General features: G+C 63.1%; 14 protein-coding genes. 6 read left to right on the top strand and 8 right to left on the bottom strand.

Annotated features, from left to right (window positions below; genetic code table 11):
• Positions 1-292 precede the first annotated feature (292 nt).
• Positions 293-940, top strand: a complete 648-nt coding sequence (locus tag DK871_RS25390; RefSeq protein WP_161907075.1) for a nicotinamidase — start codon at positions 293-295, stop codon at positions 938-940.
• 3 nt (positions 941-943) lie between these two features.
• Here DK871_RS25390 and DK871_RS25385 read toward each other — a convergent pair whose 3' ends face one another.
• From DK871_RS25385 to DK871_RS25355, 7 genes are read right to left on the bottom strand one after another with little or no spacing between them, the layout of a single operon-like run.
• Entirely contained in the window at positions 944-1,975 is a 1,032-nt protein-coding gene (locus tag DK871_RS25385; protein ID WP_161907074.1) for an ABC transporter substrate-binding protein, read from the bottom strand.
• Between the two features lie 13 nt (positions 1,976-1,988).
• Positions 1,989-3,086 carry an FAD-binding oxidoreductase gene (locus DK871_RS25380; RefSeq protein ID WP_161907073.1) on the bottom strand — a complete coding sequence of 366 codons (1,098 nt, stop codon included), beginning with the start codon at positions 3,084-3,086 and terminating at the stop codon, positions 1,989-1,991.
• On the bottom strand, positions 3,083-4,426 hold the full coding sequence (locus tag DK871_RS25375) for an NAD(P)/FAD-dependent oxidoreductase (RefSeq protein WP_161907072.1): 1,344 nt from the start codon (positions 4,424-4,426) through the stop codon (positions 3,083-3,085). The genes DK871_RS25380 and DK871_RS25375 overlap by 4 nt, the downstream gene beginning before the upstream one ends.
• Positions 4,423-4,713 carry a (2Fe-2S)-binding protein gene (locus DK871_RS25370; protein ID WP_161907071.1) on the bottom strand — a complete coding sequence of 97 codons (291 nt, stop codon included), beginning with the start codon at positions 4,711-4,713 and terminating at the stop codon, positions 4,423-4,425. The genes DK871_RS25375 and DK871_RS25370 overlap by 4 nt, the downstream gene beginning before the upstream one ends.
• The gene (locus DK871_RS25365; protein WP_032896775.1) at positions 4,713-5,507 is read right to left on the bottom strand and encodes an ABC transporter permease; all 795 of its coding nucleotides are present in this window, start codon (positions 5,505-5,507) and stop codon (positions 4,713-4,715) included. The genes DK871_RS25370 and DK871_RS25365 overlap by 1 nt, the downstream gene beginning before the upstream one ends.
• A gap of 4 nt (positions 5,508-5,511) precedes the next feature.
• Complete coding sequence (locus DK871_RS25360; protein WP_161907070.1) at positions 5,512-6,357, bottom strand: ABC transporter permease; 846 nt, start codon at positions 6,355-6,357, stop codon at positions 5,512-5,514.
• Positions 6,354-7,382 (bottom strand): ABC transporter ATP-binding protein, encoded by a 1,029-nt coding sequence (locus tag DK871_RS25355; RefSeq protein WP_161907069.1) that lies wholly within the window; start codon positions 7,380-7,382, stop codon positions 6,354-6,356. The genes DK871_RS25360 and DK871_RS25355 overlap by 4 nt, the downstream gene beginning before the upstream one ends.
• Positions 7,383-7,623: 241 nt before the next feature.
• Here DK871_RS25355 and DK871_RS25350 point away from each other — a divergent pair, with 241 nt between their 5' ends.
• From DK871_RS25350 to DK871_RS25340, 3 genes are all read left to right on the top strand, one after another.
• Positions 7,624-8,454, top strand: a complete 831-nt coding sequence (locus DK871_RS25350; protein WP_161907068.1) for an IclR family transcriptional regulator — start codon at positions 7,624-7,626, stop codon at positions 8,452-8,454.
• Positions 8,455-8,534: 80 nt separating this feature from the next.
• Positions 8,535-9,890 carry an MATE family efflux transporter gene (locus DK871_RS25345; RefSeq protein WP_161907067.1) on the top strand — a complete coding sequence of 452 codons (1,356 nt, stop codon included), beginning with the start codon at positions 8,535-8,537 and terminating at the stop codon, positions 9,888-9,890.
• A 38-nt stretch (positions 9,891-9,928) separates the two neighbouring features.
• Positions 9,929-11,101 (top strand): MFS transporter, encoded by a 1,173-nt coding sequence (locus tag DK871_RS25340; RefSeq protein ID WP_161907066.1) that lies wholly within the window; start codon positions 9,929-9,931, stop codon positions 11,099-11,101.
• On the opposite strand, the gene DK871_RS25335 is transcribed toward DK871_RS25340, so the two are convergent.
• Positions 11,093-11,293 (bottom strand): hypothetical protein, encoded by a 201-nt coding sequence (locus DK871_RS25335; protein WP_161907065.1) that lies wholly within the window; start codon positions 11,291-11,293, stop codon positions 11,093-11,095. The two genes, DK871_RS25340 and DK871_RS25335, sit on opposite strands and share 9 nt — an antisense overlap.
• 233 nt (positions 11,294-11,526) lie before the next feature.
• On the opposite strand from DK871_RS25335, the gene DK871_RS25330 reads away from it, so the two are divergent.
• Positions 11,527-22,476 carry a non-ribosomal peptide synthetase gene (locus tag DK871_RS25330; RefSeq protein WP_161907064.1) on the top strand — a complete coding sequence of 3,650 codons (10,950 nt, stop codon included), beginning with the start codon at positions 11,527-11,529 and terminating at the stop codon, positions 22,474-22,476.
• A 3-nt stretch (positions 22,477-22,479) separates the two neighbouring features.
• Positions 22,480-24,155 (top strand): condensation domain-containing protein (locus tag DK871_RS25325; RefSeq protein WP_161907063.1); only part of this gene is annotated, 1,676 nt, incomplete at its 3' end.

Below are 24,155 nucleotides of genomic sequence, written 5' to 3'. Positions count from 1 at the left end.
ACCCACGAATTCAAGCCTGCGTTCGGCCAGCGTGGTTTAACGGGGCGCCTGAGATCAAGATCACAAGCAGATCAAGAGCAAGATCACGAGCGACTCGCTTCGCATCGTGGTTACCGTCCACCGTTACAGCGTTGTGTAGATACCTATGGTCATCGCAGGCAAGCCCACCTTTGAACTTCAGCGTTTTGAGAATAGGGTGAACGCATCGATCCACGCGGTAAACTGCCCCACACTTCACCTTTTCTACGCTCGCCCGGAGGCGGTCGTACGTGCAGACCACCAGAGAACGACCATGAGCCTTTCGAAAGCTGCCATCGCTTCATTCGACGTCGACGCCCAGAAGAGCTTCACACCTTTATGCCCCAACGAATTGCCGGTAACCGGTGGCAATCACATTGGCGCCGAACTCAACTACATGGCCAGCCTCGCCGGCCACCGCATCGGCAGCAAGGACGCCCACACCCCCCACGCACCCTGGGTCGTCGCGCAGCACAGCGAGATGCTGCAACCCACCGGCCTGGCCCATGCCGATGTGACGTGGGTCAGCCACTGCGTGCCGGGTACCGAGGGGTTCGCCTTGCTCGATGAGTTGCCCACGCCCTATGACTACGACTACTTCATCTGGAAAGGTGTCGAACCCGACCTGCACCCCTACGGCGCCTGTTACCACGACCTGCACGACAAGCTGTCCACTGGCGTCATCGAGTACCTCAAGGCCCACGGTGTGGCCCGTGTGATCGTCGGCGGCCTGGCGCTGGACTACTGCGTCAAGACCACCGCGTTGCAATTGCTCAAGGCCGGCTTGCAAGTGGTCCTGCATTTGCCGGCGTGCCGAGGCATCAGCGAGGAGGGCGGTGTACAGGCCGTCGATGAATTGCTCAAGGCCGGTGCACACATCAGTCGCACCCGCGAAGAACTGGCCCTGATTGCGCAGGGCTAAGCCTCAACGCTCAATCGAGCGACTCCACCGTGCATTCCACTGTGGCCGTGCCTGGTTGACCTGGTCCCAATCAATCGAAATGGCCGTTTGCAGATAACCCTGCATGGCCTCCACCCGCGCGCGAGTTTTCTCGGAGGTGGGAGTGGTCGGGTTCGATGGGATCTGGTCGCCTTCTTCCAGCGCCGGCGCCTGGGCTTCGGCGGTCAGCAGGAATGCTGCGAGCTTTTGCGCCAGTTCTGGCTGGTCATTGCGGGCGATCACGCATTCGGCCACGTTGAGCACCACGGCACCTTCTTTGGGCTGCGCGTACTCCATCGGTATGCCGAGCAGCTTTTGCGTGGCGACCTGGGTCGGGGTCAGGGGGAAGATCGCGGCTTCGTCGGTTTGCACCATCTCGGAGATCTTCGCGGAGCTGGCGATGTATTCCAGCACGTTGGGGCCCACGCTCGTAGGCCAGGCCTTGAAGCCCGGTTCCACATTGGTTTCATCGCCACCCTGGATGCGGTTGAACATCAGGAAGCCATGCAGGCCGAAGGTGGAGGAGGCCAGGGACTGGAACACCACTTTGTCCTTGAAGCGCTGGTCGGCCAGGTCCATCCATGAGGTGGGCGCGGCCCAGCCTTTGTCCTTGAACATCTTGGCGTTGTAGCCGAGGCCAGTGACGCCCAGGGTCACGGCCACGGCTTCATCCTTGATGCGGGCCTTGGCCGGGATCTGTTCAAGCGCCGGGCTCGGCGCGAGCTTGTCGCACAGGCCCATGGAGATGGCGCGGTACATGATGCCGTCGTCGAGGAACATCACATGCATCTGTGGGTTGGCCTTGTTGGCCTGGACCTTGGCGAGAATGTCCGAGGAGGTGCCGGGTACGATCACGACCTTGACGTTATTGGCCTTTTCGAAGGCGGGCAGCACCTTGTCGGCGTACACCCGTTCCATGGTGCCGCCGTTCATGCCCAGGTACAGCGTGGGGGCGGCATGGGCCGTGCCGGTCAGCAAGGCGAGGGACAAGCAGGACAACGTGAGACGTGATTGCATGGGTTTTTTCCTCTCAGGCTTGGAAACGACGGATGGAAAACGCTTCGATGGGTTGGCGGCTGGCGCCGTCGCAGACGATCTCTGCCAAGGCTTCACCGACGGCGGGGCCGAGCTGGAACCCGGCGCCGGCAAAGCCGAAACCGTGGAGCAGCCCAGGTTGGGTACTGCTGGGGCCGATCACCGGTTCGTGGTCAGGCAGGTAACCTTCGGTGCCACTCCAGGTGCGAATGGCCTGGGCACCCTGGAGAAACGGGTAGAGTTCGCCGGCATTGCGCAGGATCTCCAACACCGCCGCCTGGCCCGGCCTGGCCCGCTGCGGGCCGAGGGCAAAGCCGCGCCCGCCACCGAGGATGCAATTGCCGCGGGCGACTTGCCGCGCATAGATGCCGCCACCCTCGACGCCGGTGCTGACCGTCATGACTCCCGGCAGCGGCTCGGTGACCAGCATCGCCGGGTGTGCCGAGATGATCGGCACCGGCTCGCCCAATTGCGCGGCGACCTTGCCGGCCCAGGCGCCCGCGCAGTTGAGCAGCCACGGCGCTTGCAAGTGCAGGCCGTTGGCGCAGTGCACCTGGAACAGCCGGCTGTCGTGCTCGATGCGGATTACCTCGGCTTGCTCGTACACCGCAGCGCCATGGCGCTGGGCGGCACGGGCAAAGGCCGGGGCCACCAGACGCGGGTTGGCATGCCCGTCATCGGGACACAACGAGGCGCCCACTGCCACATCGCCCACCCAGGGGAAACGCCGGCGTAACTCGCTGCGGTCCAGCAGCTGCAAGCCCAGGTCGAAGCCACGGGTATTCTCGGCGTAGGCTTGCAACGCGGCAAAATCCCCAAGGCTGCGTGCCAGCTTCAAATGCCCGGAGCGCACGTATTCACCCTCGATACCAATCAACCCGGGCAGGTTGGCCCACAGTTGATGGGCGCGCTGCGACAGCGGCAACTGATGCAAGGGCCGCCCCTGGCGCCGCACGCCGCCGTAATTGACGCCGCTTGCATGCGAGCCACAAAAATCCCGTTCTACCAGGGCTACACGCTGGCCTTTCTGGGCGAGCATCAAGGCCGCCGAAGCGCCGACGATGCCGCCCCCCAAGACGATGGCGTCGATCATGGCTGCACCTGCACGCCAAACGGCAGCGGCTTGATCGGCGCCTGGCCCCGCAAGCGCCCGACCTGGGGGAGGTCGCGGCCGCTGCGCTCGGCGACGATTTCCGCCGTCGCCAACCCGCACATTCGCCCCTGGCAGCGGCCCATGCCGACGCGGCAATGGGCTTTGACCCGGTTGATTTCCCAGTGACCTTCATCCACCACGGCGCGCACCTCGCCGACGCTGACCTCTTCGCAACGGCACAGGACCAGTTCGTCTGGCGCCTGCGCGGCCCAGTGTTCGGGGAAGGGGAACGCAGTTTCCAGGCCCTGGCGAAAGCACTGGATACGCGCCAACTGCCGCTCCAGTGTGGCCCGGCGGTGTTGGTCGACCGCGACGCCGGTATCCTCCAGCAGCGCCAGCGCGGCGCGTTCGCCGGCCATGTGCGCGGCATCGGCGCCCATGATGCCGGCGCCGTCGCCCGCCAGGTACACCCCTTCGACACTGCTGCGCCCGGCGCTGTCACGTTGCGGCAGCCAGGCGCGATTGAGCGGGTTCCAGGCAAATTCACAGCCGAGCAGATCGGCCAATTGCGTTTCGCTGCGCAGGGCATGGGCGAAGGCTACCGCATCGCATGGCAGGGTCTGTTCGCCGAAGCGAATGCCACGCACCCGTTGGTCGCCGTCGATCTGCTTGAGCATTGCGCCCTGGTGCACGGGGATCCCGTGGGCGGTCAGCCAAGCGCGGTAATACATGCCCTTGGCCAGGGTCGCCGGTTGCCTGAGCAGCGCCGGCAAGGCACGGCACTGGGCACTCAGCGGCGCACTGTCGAGTACGGCGAGCACCTTGGCGCCGGCCTTTGCATATTGGTAAGCGACCAAATAGAGCAACGGCCCGGAGCCACAAAACACCACGCGTTCGCCAACCGCGCAGCCTTGGTACTTCAAGGCAATTTGCGCCGCGCCCAGGCTGTAGACACCCGGCAACGTCCAGCCGGGCACAGGCAGGATGCGGTCGGTGGCGCCGGTAGCGACAATGACCTGCGCGTATTCCAGGCTGTCGGCGCGCCCGTTATTGAGCATGTCCAAGCGACCGTCCTCGGCATTCCACACCAAGGTGTCCGGCCGGTAGTCGATCAGCGCTGCCAGTTCATCCATGGTTTGGTGCACGGCTTGGGCCTTGCGCGCTTCAAACCCGTAGATCTGCCGGGCGGTGCGTTGGAACCCTGGGGGTTGGCGCCGATAAATCTGCCCGCCACCGCGCGGGCTTTCGTCCACCAGGCACGGTGTGATGCCATGGTCGAGCAAGGTGCGCGCCGCGCTGATACCCGCCGGGCCTGCACCCACAATCACCACCGGCTTCATGGTCGGCGCCCTGGATCGCGGCTGATCGCCTGGCCTTCTTCCAGCAGGGTCGAACAGGCGCGCACCCGCCGCCCATCGGCCAGGCGCACCCAACAGTCCTGGCACGCGCCCATCAGGCAAAACCCGGCGCGGCGCTCGGCACTGAAATCACTGCCGCGCAGGTGCTCGGCGCAGGTCAGCATGGCGGTCAGCAGGGTATCGCCAAGCAACCCCGTGGCGGGTTGGCCGTCGAGGGTGAAGGCCAGGGCAGGGCGTTGGGTTTCGCTCAGTCGCTTGAACAAGGCCATCAGTGTTTCCCCACCAGCACGCGGTCTAGGCCGTAGACCCGGTCGAGCACAATCATGGTCGCTGCCGTCAGTGCGATCACCAACGCCGACACGGCCGCCATCATCGGGTCGATGGACTCGGTGGCGTACACGTACATGCGCACCGGCAGGGTTTGCGTGGCCGGCGAGCTGACGAAAATCGACAGGGTCACTTCGTCGAAACTGTTGATGAACGCCAGCAACCACCCACCGGCCACGCCGGGCAAAATCATTGGCAGAGTGATCTGCCGGAACAGCGTAAAGCGCCCGGCGCCGAGGGATTCGGCGGCCTGCTCGGCACTGCGGTCAATGCCAATGGCCGCTGCCAATACCAGGCGCAACACGTACGGCGTGATGATCACCACGTGCGCGAGCATCAGCCAGGTAAAGCTGCCGTTCACGCCCATCAGCGCAAACAGGCGCAGCATCGCCACCCCCAGCACCAGGTGCGGAATGATGATGGGTGACAGGAACAGCGCACTGAAGAAGTTGCGCCCCGGGAACGAATAACGGCTGATCGCCAGGGCCGCCGGCACCGCGATCAGGGTCGCCAGGGTGGCGGCGGTAAAGGCCAGGATCAGGCTGTTGTAGAACGCCTGGATAAAATCGGCGCGTTCGAACACAGCGCGAAACCAGCGCAAGGAGAAGCCCGACGTGGGCAGGCTCAGGGTGTTTTCCGGGGTGAACGCCACCAGGCACACCACCACCAGTGGCGCCATCATGAACAGCACCACCATGGCATGGAAGCCGAGGGCTAAAGGACCGTTTCTGGACATGCGCTTAAACCCCCAGGGACTTTTTGTAGCGGCCTTCGACCATGCGGTTCCAGCTCAGCATGATCAGCAGATTGACCAACAGCAGCGCCACCGCGAGGGTCGCGCCCATGGGCCAGTTGAGTTCCGAGAGGTATTGGTCGTAGACCACGGTGGCAACCATCTTCAGGCGTCGCCCACCCAGCAGGCCGGGGATTGCAAAGGAGCTGGCAGCCAAACCGAACACGATAAGGGTGCCGGACAGCACACCGGGCATCACTTGGGGCAGCACGATCTTGCGCATCACCGTGGCTTGGCTGGCGCCCAGGGACAACGCCGCCTGTTCGGCCGACGGGTCGAGCTTCTGCAGGGAGGTCCACACCGGGATAATCATGAACGGCAGCATCACGTGCACCAACGCGATGATCACCGCGAACGGCGTATACAGCAGCTTCATCGGGCGCCCGCCGAGGGCCTGGAGCATTTGGTTAATCAGTCCGTCGGCACCCAGCAGCAGGCTCCAGCCGAACGCACGTACCACCACCGAAATCAGCAGCGGCGTGAGGATCACGATCAGGAAGATCGAGCGCCACGGTGTACCCATGCGGCTGAGAATGTAGGCCTCCGGCACGCCGATCACCACGCACAGCAGCGTTACCAGGGCACTGATCCAGAACGTGCGCCAGAAAATCTCGTAGAAGTAGGCGTCGCTCAACAGCGCCCAGTAATGGGCCAGGGTCCACTCATCGGCCTTCACGCCCGCTTGGTAGTCGAACACATTGAACGACAGCACCAGGGTCAGGCCCAGCGGCATGATCAAAAGCCCGGTAAACAGCACCAGTGCAGGCAGCGAGAGTAGGTAGCCACGACTCATGGGTGCACCTCATCGGCCGCCAGTACGCGCAGCAAATCGGCCTGCCATTGCAGGCCCACCACCGCGCCGTTAGCCAAGGGCGCGCTGCCGTCGTTACTGCGTATCACGGTGATTTCGCCCAGGGCGGTGTGGACGCGGTACAGCCATTGGCTGCCGAAAAAATAGCGGTCCAGCACTGTGCCTGACATTCGCCCAGTGCTCGCGTCCACCAGTTGGATTTTTTCCGGGCGCAGGCTCAGGGTCAGTTCGCCTTTGCCACCGTCATGGCGCACTTGAGGGATGCCGAGCGCGTCGTAGTCGCCGGCCAGCAGATTGGCCTTGCCGACGAAGTCTGAGATAAAGCGCGTGCGTGGGTGTTCATAGAGTTTGTAAGGCGCGTCGATCTGGGTCACGCGCCCGGCCTGCATCACCACCACGCGGTCGCTGATGGACAGGGCTTCGGCCTGGTCATGAGTCACCATCAAGGTGGTGATGCCCACCGCGCATTGGATACGCCGGATTTCAAACTGCATTTCTTCACGCAGGTTGGCGTCGAGGTTGGACAGCGGCTCATCAAGCAACAATACCGGCGGTTCGATCACCAGCGCACGGGCCAGGGCCACGCGCTGGCGCTGGCCACCGGACAGCTCACGGGGGTAGCGCTCGGCATGTTGAGCCAGACGCACCAGCTCCAGCACGCTGTTGACGCGGGTGGCGATGTCCGCCGCTGGCACCTTGCGCATCTTCAGGCCGAAGGCGACGTTGTCGCGCACGCTCATATGCGGGAACAGCGCGTAGCTCTGAAACACCACGCCCAGGCCACGGCTGGCGGGCTTGGCATGGGTGATGTCGCGACCGTCGAGCAGGATCTGGCCACCGCTGACGTCGACGAAACCGGCGATCATTTGCAGGGTGGTGGTCTTGCCACAGCCTGAAGGGCCGAGCAGGGAAACGAATTCGCCTTGTTCCACCGCCAGATCAGTGGCGACCACTGCATCGACGGCGCCATAGCGTTTGCTCAAGGCCTTGAGTTGGAGAAATGCCATGTCTGCGTTCCACCTTTATTCAGTCGCGTCAAAAACGCGCTTTCTTGTTTTGGGCAGATGCGAAAAGTGGTGCCGGTGCGTGGGCGCTCGATCTCAAGTCGGCTGCCGGTTGTTGTTCATTTCGCCCCTGTGGACGCAGATTAGGACGAAGACTAGGATGGGCGGAAGGTGGAATTTCACTCAACGGACTACTATTTTAAGATTTATTCATTGAGCAGAATTATTAACGAGATTAGATGTTATGGATTCCATTGAGCGGAATAACGGCGGCAAGGATATCGGTGCGGGCAGCGTGTCCCGGTTGTTTGCCGTGCTGCGAGCCCTGGGGGAGGTGCCGGAGGGTGGCGAGCGGGTTACCCAACTCGCCCAACAGGTGGGCTTGTCCCAACCCACCACCCACCGCCTGCTGCGCAACCTGATGGACGAAGGCATGGTTGAGCAGGATGCGCGCAGCAAACGCTATCGCCTGAGCCTGGAGTTCTTCGCGTTGGCGGCCAACGCAGGCAAGACCGGCAACCTGCGCGACCTGGTGCGCCCCAGCCTGTTGCGCCTGAGCGCTTCGCTGGGCGACTCGCTGTTCCTGCTGGCGCGCTCAGGCTTCGACGCCATTTGCCTGGACCGCAGCGAGGGCCCGTACCCGATCCGTACCTTCACCGGTGATATCGGCGGGCGCGTGGCCCTGGGCGTGGGGCAGGGCAGCCTGGCGATCCTGGCGTTTTTGCCGCAAGAGGAGCGCGAGACGGTGATCCGCTACAACCTGCCACGGCTCAAGGACTTCCACCTGTATGACGAAGTGCTGCTGCGCTCCGAAGTGGAGAGCGTGCGCAACCTGGGTTATGCGGCACGCAACACCGGTGTGCTGGAAGGCATGGCGGGGCTGGCGGTGCCCATCCTCAACCGCGACGGGTACGCGGTCGCGGCATTGAGCGTGGCGACCATCAGCGACCGCCTGGGGCCGAGCCGCTTGCCCATGGTGGTGGAGTTGCTCAAGCGCGAGGCGGCGGCCATCGGACCGCGGCTCAACCCGTTTGATCCGACATTGCACAGGCCATCGCAAACCTTTGGTGGTTAAGTCAAGCCTTCACAACAGCATATTGGATCCAGTTACGGTATAACCCTGAGACGCTTTCGTCATTCGAGGCCCCGTTTTTCATGCAAAACCCTTTGCAACGTCCGCTGTGGCAAACCTATCTGTTGTTCCTGGCACCGATGGTGCTGTCCAATTTCCTGCAAAGCTTTTCCGGCACCCTCAACGGCATTTACGTTGGGCAAATGCTTGGCACCCAGGCGTTGGCCGCAGTATCGGGGATGTTTCCCATCGTGTTTTTCTTTATCGCCCTGGTGATCGGCCTGGGGGCGGGTGCCTCGGTACTGATCGGCCAGGCATGGGGCGCGCAGGAGACCGGAATGGTCAAGGCGATTACCGGTGCCACCCTGACCCTGGGCGCGTTGGTGGGCCTGGTGGCCGCCGTGCTGGGCAGCCTGTTTGCGCGCCCGGCATTGCAAGCGTTGGGCACCCCGGTGGACGTGCTCGACGATGCGGTGGGCTACGCCCAGATGATGATGTTGATCATGCCGTTGCTGCTGGTGTTCATCCTCTATACCCAACTGCTGCGTGGGGTCAGCGACACGATTTCGCCGTTGCTGGCATTGATGGTCTCCACCCTGGTGGGCTTGCTGCTGACGCCTGCGCTGATTCGCGGCTGGATCGGCCTGCCGCCCCTGGGCATCCAGAGTGCGGTGTATGCCGGGCTGGTGGGTAACGCCTTGGCGATGCTGTTTTTGGTCCTGCGCCTGCGCCACAAAAACCACGTGATGGCGCCAGACCGCGAGCTGCTTGCCGCCTTGCGCCTGGACCGCGTCATCCTCGGCAAAGTCCTGCGCATCGGCCTGCCGACGGGCTTGCAGATGGTGGTGCTATCGCTGTCGGAGTTGGTCATCCTGGCCCTGGTCAACGGCCACGGCTCCCAGGCCACGGCGGCCTATGGCGCGGTGACGCAAATCGTCAACTATGTGCAGTTCCCGGCGCTGTCGATTGCCATCACCGCCTCGATCCTCGGCGCCCAGGCGATTGGCGCCGGGCGCCTGGAGCGCATCGGGCCGATCCTGCGCACGGGGCTTGTGATCAACCTGTGCCTCACCGGTGGCTTGATCGTGCTCGGCTATGGGCTATCCCACTGGTTGCTGGGCCTGTTCATCACCGACGACAGCGCACGGGTGCGGGCCGAACACCTGCTGCACATCATGCTCTGGAGCATTCTCGTATTCGGCTTCCAGGCGGTGATCGGCGGCATTATGCGCGCCAGCGGCGTGGTGCTGATGCCGGTGGCGATCTCGATCTTCTGCGTGCTCTGCGTGGAGTTACCAATGGCCTATCTGTTCAACGCCCACTTCGGGTTGGAAGGGGTGTGGATGGCATTTCCGGTGACCTACCTGGCGATGCTGGTGTTGCAGATCGCGTATTACCGGTTGGTGTGGCGGCATAAGCAGATCAAGCGGTTGGTGTGATAAAAAGCTGCGCAACTTGAAGGAAAGAAGGCAATAACATGGCGAACCCCTACGCCGAATTATTCCAGGCCCCCGGTGCCCGGGCCTTCGTGCTCGCGGGCATGCTGGCACGCATGCCCATATCCATGACTGGCATCGGCCTGATCACCATGCTTTCCCAGGTGCATGGTGGCTATGGCCTGGCCGGTTCGGTGGCGGCGGTGTTTGCCCTGGCCACGGCGATTTGCGCGCCGCAAGTGTCACGTTGGGTGGACCGCTACAGCCAGGGCAAAGTATTGCCAATTGCCGCGCTGATCGGCGGCGGGGCGCTCTTGATGTTGCTGCTGTGTACGCGGTTGCAGGCGCCGAATTGGACGCTGTTTCTGTTCGCCGCGCTGGCGGGCTGCATGCCCAATATGTCCGCTATGGTGCGGGCACGCTGGACCGAGTTGTACCGTGGCCAGCCCAGGCTGCAAACCGCGTTTGCCCTGGAGTCGGTGCTCGATGAGGTGTGTTTCATCATCGGCCCACCCATATCGGTGGGGTTGAGCGTGGCGGTGTTTCCAGAAGCCGGGCCCTTGGTGGCGGTGCTGTTGCTGGCGGTGGGCGTCACCACCTTTGTGCTGCAACGGCAAACCGAACCACCGGTACACGCGCATCAGGGCGCGCACGGTCGCTGGCTGATTGCTTCGCCGTCGGTATTGATCCTGATGATCCTGCTGCTGGCGATGGGCGTGATCGTTGGGGTGGTGGATGTGGTCAGCGTGGCCTTCGCCCAGCATCAGGGCCAGCCGGCCGCGGCGAGTATCGTGTTGTCGGTGTATGCCATCGGTTCGTGCCTGGCCGGGTTGGCCTTCGGTGCCCTCAAACTCAAGGCACCGTTGCCACGCCAGTTCCTGTACTGCGGCGTGGCCACGGCGTTGACCACCTTGCCCTTGCTGCTGGTGAGCAATATTCCCGGCTTGGCCGCTGCCATCTTTATCTCCGGGCTGTTCTTCGCACCCACCTTGATTGTGTCGATGGCCATGGTCGAGCAGATCGTCCCGGCCAGCCGCCTGACCGAAGGCATGACCTGGCTGATCACCGGCCTGAGCATCGGCGTGGCCATTGGTGCCGCCAGTTCGGGGTGGATGATCGACCACTTTGGCGCCACCAGCGGGTTCTGGGTGGCGCTGGCGGCCGGGGCTGTGGTAGCGGGCTCGGCGGTATTGGGTTACCGGCGATTAGGGTAAAGGGCTGGCCTTGCAGGTTTGGTTGAGCAGGTCATTCACGGCTTCGCGAAAGGCCACTTCCAACGCGTGTTCGGTTTGGCCCTCATAACTCACCAGCGCGCTGATGTACAAAAGCCTGCCAAACAGGCAATTGTCGTCAGCGCTGTATTCAATTGAGCCGTTATAGCCTTTGTATTGCAGTTGGCGATTCATTGCGCTGATTTCCCTCGTATAGACGTCTGGATTCCTGACCTCGGCAAGCCTAGAGCGCATGCATCGCTAACCCTAGCGGTGGCGTACTGATTTTGCGTAGGACGCTTCCTGCCAGCCCGTATTCCCCGCGGGCAACAGCCTCCCATTCCCCCCGCTAATTTTTCCCCGTCCGGTTCGTTTTATAGGGACGACGTGCCTTTGTGCTTCCCGCCTATTGCCCCGGATTCCAAGAAATGAATGCTGAAGACTCCTTGAAACTTGCTCGCCGGTTTATCGGGCTGCCCCTGGAAAAACGCCAACTGTTCCTGCAAGCCTTGCAGAAAGAGGGCGTGGATTTTTCAAGGTTTCCGATTCCGGCAGGGGTGGAGGTGGAGGACCGCCAGGCGCTGTCCTACGCACAGCAGCGCATGTGGTTTCTATGGCAGTTGGACCCGGCCAGCGGCGCCTACAATTTGCCCGGCGCAGTGCGCTTGAGGGGCGCGCTGAGCCTGCCAGCGCTGGAGCAAGCGTTCGCCAGCCTGGTGGCGCGTCACGAAACTCTGCGCACGGTGTTCCAGCGTCAGGCCGATGAGCGGCTGGCTCAGGTGGCGGTGGAGCCGTCGGTGACCGTCGAGCACCTGGACTTCACCGCCTTGGCCGTCGATGCTCGGGAGCAGGCCGTCAACGCCGCCGCTACCCGTCAATCGCTGTTGCCGTTCGACCTGGAACATGGGCCATTGCTGCGCGTGCAACTGCTCAAGCTTGCCGAGCAGGAACAGGTGCTGCTGCTGACCTTGCACCACATCGTCTCCGACGGTTGGTCGATGAATGTGCTGATCGACGAATTCATCCGTTGCTATGACGCCCATGAGCGCAACGAAGCGCCCCAACTGCCGGCGCTGCCCATCCAGTACAGCGACTACGCCCTGTGGCAGCGCCGCTGGCTGGAAGCGGGCGAGCAGGCGCGCCAATTGGAATATTGGCAGGCCCGCCTGGGTGATGAGCATCCGGTACTGGAACTGCCCACTGATCACCCACGGCCGGCCATGCCCAGCTACCAGGGCACACGGCATAACTTCGTGATTGATCCGGCACTGGCCGCGCAACTGCGCAGTTGCGCGCAACAACACAACGTCACCCTGTTCATGCTGTTGCTCGGTGCCTTTAATGTGCTGCTGCATCGCTATACCGGCCAGGGCGACATTCGCGTCGGTGTGCCGATTGCCAATCGCAATCGCACCGAAGTCGAGGGCCTGATCGGGTTCTTCGTCAACACTCAGGTGTTGCGCACCGAACTGACCGGGCAAACCCGGGTTGCCGAGTTGCTGCAAGGTATCAAGGAGCATGCCCTGGGCGCCCAGGCCCATCAGGAATTGCCCTTCGAACGGCTGGTGGAAGCGCTGAAAATCGAGCGCAGCCTGAGCCACACGCCGCTGTTTCAGGTGATGTATAACCATCAGCCGGTAGTCGCCGACATCGCCTCGGTCAGCACTGCATCGGGCCTGGAATTGGCCCTGGTGGAATGGCAAGGCCGCACTACCCAGTTCGACCTGACCCTGGACACCTACGAAAAGTCCGGCACCCTGCATGCCGCGCTGACCTACGCCAATGACCTGTTCGATACGCCCACCATCGAGCGCATGGCCCGGCACTGGACCCGCCTGCTGCAGGCCATGGTGCTTGATGGCGAACAGCGCATCGGCGAATTGCCCATGCTTGATGCCGGTGAACAGCAACGGCTGGTTCACAGCTGGAACCAGACCGCCGAGGCGTACCCGACCGAGCGCGGGCTTCATCACCTGATCGAAGACCAGGCACAGCGCAGCCCCGATGCACCGGCGCTGGTGTTCGGTACCACCACCTTGACCTACGCGCAGCTGGATGCACGCGCCAACCAGTTGGCCCATGCCCTGGGCGAGCAGGGCGTAGGGCCCGACGTGCTGGTGGGGATCTGCATCGAGCGCTCCATCGAAATGGTGGTTGGCCTGCTGGCGATTCTCAAGGCCGGTGGCGCCTACGTGCCTCTCGACCCTGAGTATCCCCAGGAACGCCTGGCCTACATGATCGAAGACAGCGGCATACAACTGCTGCTCAGCCAGCAGAGCCTGCTGGCGTCGCTGCCCGTCGCCGGTATCCAGGTGATTGCCCTGGACCAGCCGGCGCTATGGCTCGACGGCTACAGCAGCGACTCGCCGAACGTGGCCCCGCATGCCCTGAACTTGGCGTATGTGATCTACACCTCGGGCTCCACCGGCAAGCCCAAAGGCGCCGGCAATAGCCATCGCGCCTTGGTCAACCGCTTGAGCTGGATGCAACAGGCCTATGGCTTGGGTGCCAATGACGCCGTATTGCAGAAAACCCCGTTCAGCTTTGACGTGTCGGTGTGGGAGTTCTTCTGGCCGTTGATGACCGGCGCACGCCTGGTGGTGGCGGCGCCTGGCGAGCACCGTGAACCGGCGCGCCTGATTGACACCATTGGCCGGTACGCCATCACCACCTTGCACTTTGTGCCGTCGATGCTGCAGGCGTTCATCCATGAGCCGGGCGTACAGGCGTGCGCAAGCCTCACACGCATTGTGTGCAGCGGCGAAGCCTTGCCCTTGGATGCGCAACAGCAAGTGTTCGCCAGGTTGCCGACTGCGGCGCTGTACAACCTCTATGGTCCGACCGAGGCGGCCATCGACGTCACGCACTGGGCCTGCATCGACGAAGGCGCCGACAGCGTGCCCATCGGCCGCCCGATCGCCAACCTCGGCACCTACGTGCTGGACGCGCAACTCAACCCGGTGCCGGCTGGCGTCAGCGGCGAACTCTACCTCGGCGGCGTTGGTCTGGCGCGTAGTTACCACAGGCGCCCGGCGCTGACCGCCGAACGTTTTGTGCCCAGCCCGTTCGTGATGGGCGAGCGCCTGTATCGCACCGGTGACCGCGTGCGCCAACGTGCCGATGGGGTGATCGAATACCTTGGCCGTCTCGATCATCAGGTCAAGTTGCGCGGCTTGCGTATCGAGCTGGGCGAAATCGAAGCACGCCTGATGCAGCATCCACACGTGCGCGAAGCCGTGGTGCTGGTGCATGGCGGCAAGCAGTTAGTCGCCTATCTGGTGCACGCAGGCGAGGCGCCAGCGGATCTCAAGGCCTGGTTGCTCAGCAGCCTGCCGGAATACATGGTGCCGACGCATTTCATTGCGCTGCCCAAGCTACCGGTGACCGCCAACGGCAAGCTCGACCGCAAGGCGTTGCCAGCGCCGGATGCGGCATTGCAACAGGCGTTTGTGGCGCCACAAGGCGACCTGCAAACAGCCCTGGCTGCCATCTGGAGCGATGTGCTGGGCGTTGAGCAGGTCGGCCAGGACGATAACTTCTTCGAGCTGGGCGGCGATTCGATCATCTCCATCCAAGTAGTCAGCCGCGCCCGTCAGGCCGGCATTCGCCTGAGCCCGCGTGACCTGTTCCAGTACCAGAGCATCCGCAGCCTGGCGCTGGTGGCCAGCTTCGAGCAGGTCAGCCTGATCGACCAGGGGCCTGTCAGCGGCGCGGTCATGCTCACGCCTGTGCAGCACAGCTTTTTCGACCAGATGATCCCGGCGCGGCATCACTGGAATCAATCCTTGTTGCTGGTGCCCGGCGAGGTGCTTGAGCCGGCACGCCTGGAAGCAGCGCTGGCGCGGTTGATCCAGCATCACGACGCCTTGCGCCTGCGTTTTGTGCAGCAGGCTGACGGCTGGCAGCAGAGCCATGCCGCCTATGTCAGCGAACCGCTGTTGTGGCAATGCCAGGCCAGCACCGACGCCGAGTTGGCGGCGCTGTGTGATGAAGCCCAGCGCAGTCTTGACCTTGCCAAAGGCCCACTGCTGCGCGCCGCGTTGGTGAGCATGGCCGATGGCAGCCAGCGTGTGCTGCTGGTGATCCACCACCTGGTGGTGGATGGCGTGTCCTGGCGCATCCTGCTTGAAGACTTGCAACAGGCCTACCGCGAACAGGCACTCCCAGCAAAAACCAGTGCCTATCAGCACTGGGCGCAACAGTTGCACCGCCACGCGCAGACCCTCGATGAGCAACTGCCGTACTGGCAAGCCCAATTCATCGACGCCGAGCTGCCGTGTGATCACCCCGAAGGCGGCCTGCAAAACCGCCTGGGTGCCAAGCTGGAAACCCGCCTCGACGCCGAGCACACCCGCCGACTGCTGCAAGACGCACCAGCGGCCTATCGCACCCAGGTCAATGACCTGTTGCTGACCGCCCTGGCGCGGGTGATCAGCCGTTGGAGCGAGCAACCTGCCGCGCTTATTCAATTGGAAGGTCACGGTCGTGAAGATCTGTTTGACGACATCGACCTGAGCCGCACCGTCGGCTGGTTCACCAGCCTCTACCCGGTGTGCCTGCACGCCGAGGGCGAGTTGCCCGAGGCGATCAAGGCGGTCAAGGAACAACTGCGCACCGTGCCCGACAAAGGCCTGGGCTACGGCCTGCTGCGCTACCTGGGCACGTCACACGCGCGGGAAAGCCTGGCGAGCCTCGCCGCGCCGCGCATCACCTTCAACTACCTGGGCCAGTTCGACCGTCAGTTCAACGAGTCGGCACTGTTCGTGCCGGCCAGCCAGGGCAGTGGCCAGGCCCAGGATCCAGAGGCACCGCTGGCCAACTGGTTGACGGTGGAAGGGCAGGTTTATGGCGGTGAGCTGTCGCTTCAATGGGGGTTCAGTCGGGAGATGTTCGAGGCGGCGACTGTTCAGCGTCTGGCGAATGAGTACGCAGCCGAACTCAAGGCACTCATTGAGCATTGCAGTGCCACGCCGGCGGGGCAGGTGACCCCGTCGGATTTCCCGCTGGCACGCCTCACCCAGCAGCAATTGGATGCTTTGCCCGTGGCCGGGCCGGCGATTGCCGACGTTTACCCGCTGTCGCCGATGCAGCAAGGCATGCTGTTCCACACCCTGTTGGAACCCGAGGCCCAGGCCTACATCAACCAGTTGCGCCTCGACATCGACGGCCTCGATGTGCTCGCTTTCGGGCGTGCTTGGCAGGCCGCACTGGATCGCCACGACATCCTGCGCAGCAGCTTCCACTGGCTGGGCCTGGACAGTGCCCATCAACTGATCCAGCGCCAAGTGGACCTTCAGCTGCAAGTGATCGAGGACCCAAACGCCGACTTCGACACCCTGGCCCACGCCGAACGCCAACGCGGTTTTGCCCTGAATGCCGCACCGCTGTTTCGCCTGACGCTGGTGCGCGGTGCCGGTGCGGCCTGGCACTTTATCTTCACCAGCCACCACATCCTCATGGACGGCTGGAGTAACGCGCAGTTGCTCGGTGAAGTCATCGCCCACTATGCGGGGCAGGCAGTGCCGGCGCCGCTCGGGCAGTTCCGCGATTACCTCGCCTGGCTGCAACAACAATCCTCGGGCGAAGCGTTCTGGAAAACCGCCCTGGCGGCATTGCCGGCGCCGACCCTGCTGGCGCAAGCGCTGCGCACGCCGGTAGACGGGGTGGGCATGGCTGACCATCACGTGGCACTGGAGAGCGACTTTACCCACTGCCTCGGCGAGTTCGCACGCCAGCACAAAGTCACCCTCAATACCCTGTTGCAAGGGGCTTGGAGCCTGTTGCTGCAACGCTACACCGGTCAGGGCTGCGTCGCCTTCGGTGCCACGGTGGCCGGGCGTTCCGCACCGCTGCCGGGGATCGAGCAGCAACTGGGCCTGTTCATCAACACCTTGCCGATTATCAGCACAGCCTCGCCAGCCCAGTCGGCCGCGACGTGGCTCAGCGAACTGCAAGCGCTCAACCTCAGCCTGCGCGACCATGAACATGTGCCGCTCTACGACATCCAGGGCTGGGCTGGCCAGCAGGGTGCGCTGTTCGACACCTTGCTGGTGTTCGAGAACTTCCCGGTCGCCGAGGCGCTCAAGCAAGGCGCGCCGGCCGGCCTGACCTTCGGTCGCCTGCACAACCATGAGCGCACGCACTATCCATTGACCCTGGGCATCGAACTGGGCGCCAGCCTGCGCCTGGAATTCAGCTATGACCGTGCCCGGTTCAGCGCGGCACACGTCGCGCAGTTGAGCGCCAACCTGCACCACCTGCTGGCGCAATTGCTCGCAGACGCTCACATGCCGCTGGGCAACCTGCGCCTTCTCGACGCTCCCGCGCAACGGCAGATGCTCGCGCTGAGCCGCTCGGCCGCAGCGCCCCAGGCCAACGAACGCGTGCATCAGCGTATCGCAGCCCAGGCCGAGGCGACGCCAGACGCCCTGGCTGTACAGGCCGGTGACGCCAGCTTGAGCTACGCCCAGTTGAACCAGCGCGCCAACCGCCTGGCCCATCGCCTGTTGGCGCTTGGTGTCGGCCCCGGCCAACGGGTGGGCCTGGCTTCGCGGCGTGGCCCGCAGTTGATCGTCAGCCTGCTGGCCGTGCTCAAAAGCGGGGCGGCCTACGTACCGCTGGACCCTAAATACCCGGCGGAGCGTTTGGCCTACATGCTCGCCGACAGCCGCCTGGACGTGCTGCTCAGCGAAACCGGCTTGCTCGCCGACCTGCCTTTGCCCCACGGCCTGACCCGCGTGGATTTCAGCGCCTGTGGCGACGAACTGGCAGGCTACCCGGCGTCCAATCCGCCTAATCACGCTGCTGCCGCTGACCTGGCGTATGTGATCTACACCTCCGGCTCCACCGGCCAGCCCAAAGGCGTGGCCATCGACCATGCCGCCCTCGGCCAGTTCTGCGACAGCGCCACGCTGTACAGCCGACTGAGCGCCGAGGACCGCGTGTTGCAGTTTGCGACCTTCAGTTTTGATGGTTTTGTCGAACAGTGCTTCCCGCCCCTGTGTGCGGGCGCGGCATTGATCATGCGTGGCGATGAACTCTGGGATGCCGGGCAACTGGCGCAAGAGATTGTCGAGCAGGGTGTGACCCTGGCCGATTTGCCCGCCGCCTACTGGTACCTGTTGGCGCAGGAATGCGCCGAGCACCGTCGCTCCCTGGGCAAGCTGCGCCAGGTGCATGTGGGCGGTGAAGCCATGTCGGTGGAAGGCGTACGTGCCTGGCACGCCGCGGGCTTGGGCAATGTGCGCCTGGTCAACACCTACGGGCCGACCGAAGCTACGGTGGTCTCAAGCGTGCATGACTGCCAATTGACCGATGCCAACGACGCCTACGGCGTGCCAATAGGACAGGCGATTGCCGGGCGCGCTCTGTATGTGCTCGACAGCGGCTTCGAACTGTTGGCCACCGACGGCGTGGGCGAGTTGTGTATTGGCGCCGAAGTTGGCTTGGCACAACGCTACTTCGACCGCCCGGCGCTCACCGCTGAGCGCTTCTTGCCAGACCCGTTTTCCGCCACGCCCGGTGCGCGGCTTTATCGCAGTGGCGACCTGGCCCGTTACAACCCGGCGGGTGCGCTGGAATACGTTGGGCGTATCGACCATCAAGTGAAGATTCGTGGCCTGCGTATCGAAATGGGCGAAATCGAAGCCAGCCTGCAAGCCTTGCCCAGCGTGCGAGAAGCCGCCGTGCTTGCGCAGCCTAGCGCCACCGGCGCGCAGTTGGTGGCGTACGTGGTGCCCGCCGAAGGCCAAGCGCTGGAGCCCCAGGCACTGGCGACACGCTTGCGCCAGACATTGCCGGACTACATGGTGCCCGGTCATTGGGTGGTGCTCGATGCCTTGCCGTTGAACAACAACGGCAAGCTCGACCGCCGCGCACTGCCCACCCCCGACCTGAACCAGACCAGCGCCGCCTACGTGGCGCCGCAGAGTCCATTGCAAATCCAGCTGGCGGCCATCTGGCAAGCAGTGTTGCAGGTCGAGCAGGTTGGCCTGGAAGATCACTTCTTCGAACGCGGCGGCCACTCTTTGTTGGCTACCCAAGTGATCTCCCGGGTGCGCCACGACCTCAAGCTGGAAGTGCCGTTGCGGGCGCTGTTCGAACAGCCGACGCTGGCAGCCTTTGCTGCGGCGTGCGCAGGCGTGCAGGTCGATACGGCGCCCGTGATCCAGGCAGTTGGGCGGGAGCAGCCGCTGGCGTTGTCCTTTGCCCAGGAGCGGCAGTGGTTTCTTTGGCAGTTGGACCCCACCAGTGCGGCCTATCATGTGCCCAGCACCCTGCGTCTCAAGGGGCACTTAGACAAGGTAGCCTTACAGCACGCCTTCGATACACTGGTCGCGCGCCATGAAAGCCTGCGCACTTATCTGCACCAGGACGCCGAGCGCACCGTACAAGTCATAAGCCCGCAGGCGCATGTTCCGGTAGCCTCAATGGGTGCCAATGAGGCAGGGTTGAAGGCGATGGTCGAAGCGCTGATCACCCAGCCATTCGACCTGCGCCACGGCCCATTGATGCGCGTGAGTCTGTTGCGGTTGGCTGACAATGAGCACGTGCTGGTGGTTGTGCAGCACCACATCATCTCTGACGGTTGGTCGATGCAGGTCATGGTCGACGAACTGGTGCAACTCTACGCTGCCTATAGCCAAGGCCAGGATTTGGACCTGCCGGCGCTGCCCATCCAGTATGGCGACTATGCCGTGTGGCAACGCAGCTGGATGGAGGCGGGGGAGAAAACGCGTCAACTCGAATACTGGCGCGATCTGCTCGGTGGGGAGCAGCCAGTACTGGAGCTGCCATTCGATCATCAGCGTCCAGCCATGCCGACCTACCGTGGCGCACGTTTGAATATCGTGTTGCCGATGCCATTGCTCGTTAGTTTGAAGACGTTGGCCCGACGCGAAGGCGTGACACTGTTCATGTTGCTGCTGGCGTCCTATCAGATATTGCTGCATCGCTATAGCGGGCAGCAGGATGTTCGTGTCGGTGTACCGATCGCCAACCGCAATCGTCTTGAAACCGAGCGGCTCATAGGCTTCTTCGTCAATACTCAGGTGCTCAAGGCCGATATCGATGGGCAAGCGACCGTCGCCCAGTTACTGCATCAGGTCAAGCGGCGCGCACTGGAGGCTCAGGCACATCAAGACCTACCGTTCGAGCAGTTGGTGGAGGCCTTGCAACCTGAACGCAGCCTCAGCCTTAGCCCATTGTTTCAGGTGGCGTTCAACCACCATGTCAGCCTGTCCGGCCTTCATTTACAGCGCGTGGCGCAGTTGGACATGAGCCCGGTGAGCTGGGATGAGACGGTAGCGCAATTTGACCTGACCCTGGATATCGAAGAGTCCGAGGACCAATTGGCTGCTTCACTGAGCTACGCCACTGAGTTGTTTGAAGCCTCAACCATCGAGCGCATGGCCGGGCACTGGCAGAACCTGTTGCAGGCCATGGTTGCTGACCAACAGCAGTCCATCAGTCAACTGAATCTGCTGGACCAGGACGAGCAACAGCAGATCCTTGAACTGTGGAACCAGACCGACGCCGGCTTCTCGGCCGAGCGCCTGGTACACGAATTGGTCGGTGATCGCGCCCGGGAAACCCCGGACGCAGTGGCGGTGAAGTTCGACGCACAAACCCTGACTTACGGCGAGCTGGATCGCCAGGCCAACCGCCTGGCCCATGCCTTGATCGCCCGTGGCGTCGGCCCGGAAGTACGGGTGGCCATCGCCATGCCGCGCAGTGCCGAGAGCATGGTGGCGTTCCTGGCGGTGATGAAAGCCGGCGGCGTGTATGTGCCGCTGGATATCGAATACCCACGTGATCGCCTGCTGTACATGATGCAAGACAGCCGTGCGCAACTGCTGCTGACCCACAGCCGGGCGTTGCAGCAACTGCCGGTCCCCGAGGGCCTGGATACCCTGGCGATTGATTGCACCGAAGAATGGGCCGATTACAGCCATACGGCACCGGATGTGGCGCTGGACGGCGACAACCTCGCCTATGTGATCTACACCTCCGGTTCCACTGGTTTGCCCAAGGGCGTGGCGGTGTCACACGGGCCGTTGGTGGCGCATATCATCGCCACCGGTGAACGCTATGAAACCTCCCCGGCCGATTGCGAATTGCACTTCATGTCGTTTGCCTTTGACGGCTCCCACGAAGGCTGGATGCACCCGCTGATCAACGGCGCCAGCGTGTTGATCCGTGACGACAGCCTGTGGTTGCCGGAATACACCTATGAGCAGATGCATCGTCACAACGTGACCATGGCGGTGTTCCCACCGGTGTACCTGCAACAGTTGGCCGAACATGCCGAGCGCGACGGCAACCCACCGGCGGTGCGGGTGTATTGCTTTGGCGGTGATGCCGTTGCTCAAGCCAGCTATGACCTGGCGTGGCGCGCGCTGAAACCCAAGTACCTGTTCAACGGCTATGGCCCGACGGAAACGGTGGTCACACCGCTGTTGTGGAAGGCACGCACGGGCGACCCATGTGGCGCCGTCTATGCGCCCATCGGCACCTTGTTGGGTAACCGCAGCGGCTACGTGCTGGACTCGCAACTCAATCTGCAACCCATCGGCGTAGCCGGGGAGTTGTACCTGGGCGGCGAGGGTGTGGCCCGGGGGTATCTGGAGCGTCCGGCATTGACTGCCGAGCGTTTCGTACCGGACCCGTTCGGCAAGCCCGGCAGTCGCGTGTATCGCAGCGGCGACCTGACCCGTGGGCGTCCGGATGGCGTGGTGGATTACCTGGGGCGTGTTGACCACCAGGTGAAGGTCCGGGGCTTCCGTATCGAACTGGGGGAAATCGAGGCGCGTCTGCGTGAACAGGACAATGTGGGTGAAACCGTGGTGGTGGCTCAGGACGGCCCGACCGGTAAGCAATTGGTGGCTTATGTCGTACCGGTAGAGTCGGTGGGTGACGAAGCCGTATTCCGCGACATCCTGCGCCGCGCGCTGAAAGCTCGCCTGCCGGATTACATGGTGCCAGCGTACTTCATGTTCCTGGCGCAGATGCCACTCACGCCCAACGGCAAGCTCGACCGCCGTAGCCTGCCCGAGCCGGACGCAAGCCAACTGCAACAACACTACGTGGCGCCGCAAACCGAGCTTGAACAACAGATTGCCGCGATCTGGGCCGACATCCTGCACCTCCCGCAAGTAGGCCTGAACGACAACTTCTTCGAAGTCGGCGGCCACTCTTTGCTGGCTATCCGGATCACGTCTCGCATCCACGCCGAACTGGGCTTGGAGGTGCCGCTGGTGGAAGTGTTCCAGACCGATTCCTTGCGCGCTTATGTTCAGGCCGCTGCCACTTTCCGCGCCGGCACTGCGGAAGACTTTGATGATCTTCGTGACTTTTTGAGCGAACTAGAGGCGATTTGAACCATGCTTTCCAACCCTAATATCGACCTGGTGTCGCGCTTTCTTCGCTTGCCTCTGGAGCAGCGCCAGCAGTTTTACCAGCGCCTGCAAAGCCGGGGCATGAGTTTCGCTCAACTGCCGATTGCCTCGATTCGCGAAGACGGCCAACACCTGCCGCTGTCCTACGCCCAGGAGCGTCAGTGGTTTCTCTGGCAGTTGGACCCCGACAGCGCGGCCTATCACGTACCCGCTGCGCTGCGTCTGAGCGGCCACTTGGACAAGGCTGCCCTGCAACGCTGCTTTGACAGCCTGGTCGCACGCCATGAAAGTTTGCGCACTCGCCTGCACCTGAGTGATGAGCAACGCTCCCAGGAGGTGCTGCACCAGGCGATTGTCGACATCGCTGAAAGCGAGACTGACGAAGCCCAGCTCAAGGCCTGCGTCGAAGAGCAGATCGCGCGCCCGTTTGACCTGCAGCACGGTCCGCTGCTGCGGGTCAGCCTGCTTTGCCTCGGTGAAGATGAGCATGTACTGGTGATGGTGCAGCACCATATCGTCTCCGACGGCTGGTCCATGGGCGTGATGGTGCGGGAGTTGATGCAGCTTTACGCTGCCTACAGCCAGGGTCAGGACTGCGTGCTGGCGCCGCTGCCGATTCAATACGCGGACTATGCGCTGTGGCAACGTCGCTGGATGGAGGCAGGGGAGAAGGCGCATCAATTGAAGTACTGGTGTGAGCTGCTCAGCGGGGCACAGCCCGTACTGGAACTGCCGTTCGATAATACGCGCCCGGCCCAGCAGAGTTTTCGCGGTGCACGCCACGACATAGCGCTGGAACCGGCGCTGGTTGCCGGTCTGAAGGCCTTGGCTCAGCGCGAGGGCGTGACCCTGTTCATGTTGTTGCTCGCCTCGTTCCAGGTATTTCTTTACCGCTACAGCGGCCAACAGGACATCCGCGTCGGCGTGCCGATTGCCAACCGTAACCGCGTCGAGACCGAGTCTCTGATTGGCTTTTTCGTCAATACTCAGGTGCTCAAGGCCGATCTCGACCGCCAGATGTCCTTCGCCCAACTGCTGCAACACACCAAGCAGCGCGCGCTGCAAGCCCAGGCGCGTCAGGACTTGCCCTTCGAACAGTTGGTAGAAGCGCTTCAGCCCGAGCGCAGCCTGAGCCATAACCCGCTGTTCCAGGTGATGTTTAACCATCAGGCCAAGGCCCATGCAAGCGCCCGGCAACTGCCGGGGCTGCGCATCGCCAATCTGGAGTGGGATACCCAGAGCGCCCAGTTCGACCTGAGCCTGGACACCCAGGAAACCGATGATGGCCTGTGGGCTTCCCTCACTTATGCCACTGATCTGTTCAGCGCTGCCACCGCTTCACGCATGATCTGGCATTGGCTGAGCCTGCTGCGTTCGGCGGTTGCCGATCCGACATTGGCTTTGCAGGACTTGTCGATGCTGGCCGCTTCGGAGCGCCAACAACGGGTCTGTGAGTGGAATGCCACCGAGCGTACTTACCCGCAAGGTCAATGGGTGCATCAATTGATTGAAGCCCGGGTGCTGGCACAACCGGATGCGCCAGCCCTGATCTTTGCCGGGCAGCTCTTGAGTTACGCCGAACTGAACCGCCGCGCCAACCGCCTGGCCCATCGCCTGATTGAAGCCGGCGTGGGCCCGGACGTACTGGTAGGGTTGGCGGT

The sequence above is a fragment of the Pseudomonas sp. L13 genome (assembly GCF_009935965.1).
In the GTDB taxonomy this organism is placed as follows: domain Bacteria; phylum Pseudomonadota; class Gammaproteobacteria; order Pseudomonadales; family Pseudomonadaceae; genus Aquipseudomonas; species Aquipseudomonas lactis.
The sequence above is the reverse complement of the archived record's forward strand: the minus strand, read 5'-3'. Positions and strand labels throughout refer to the sequence as shown.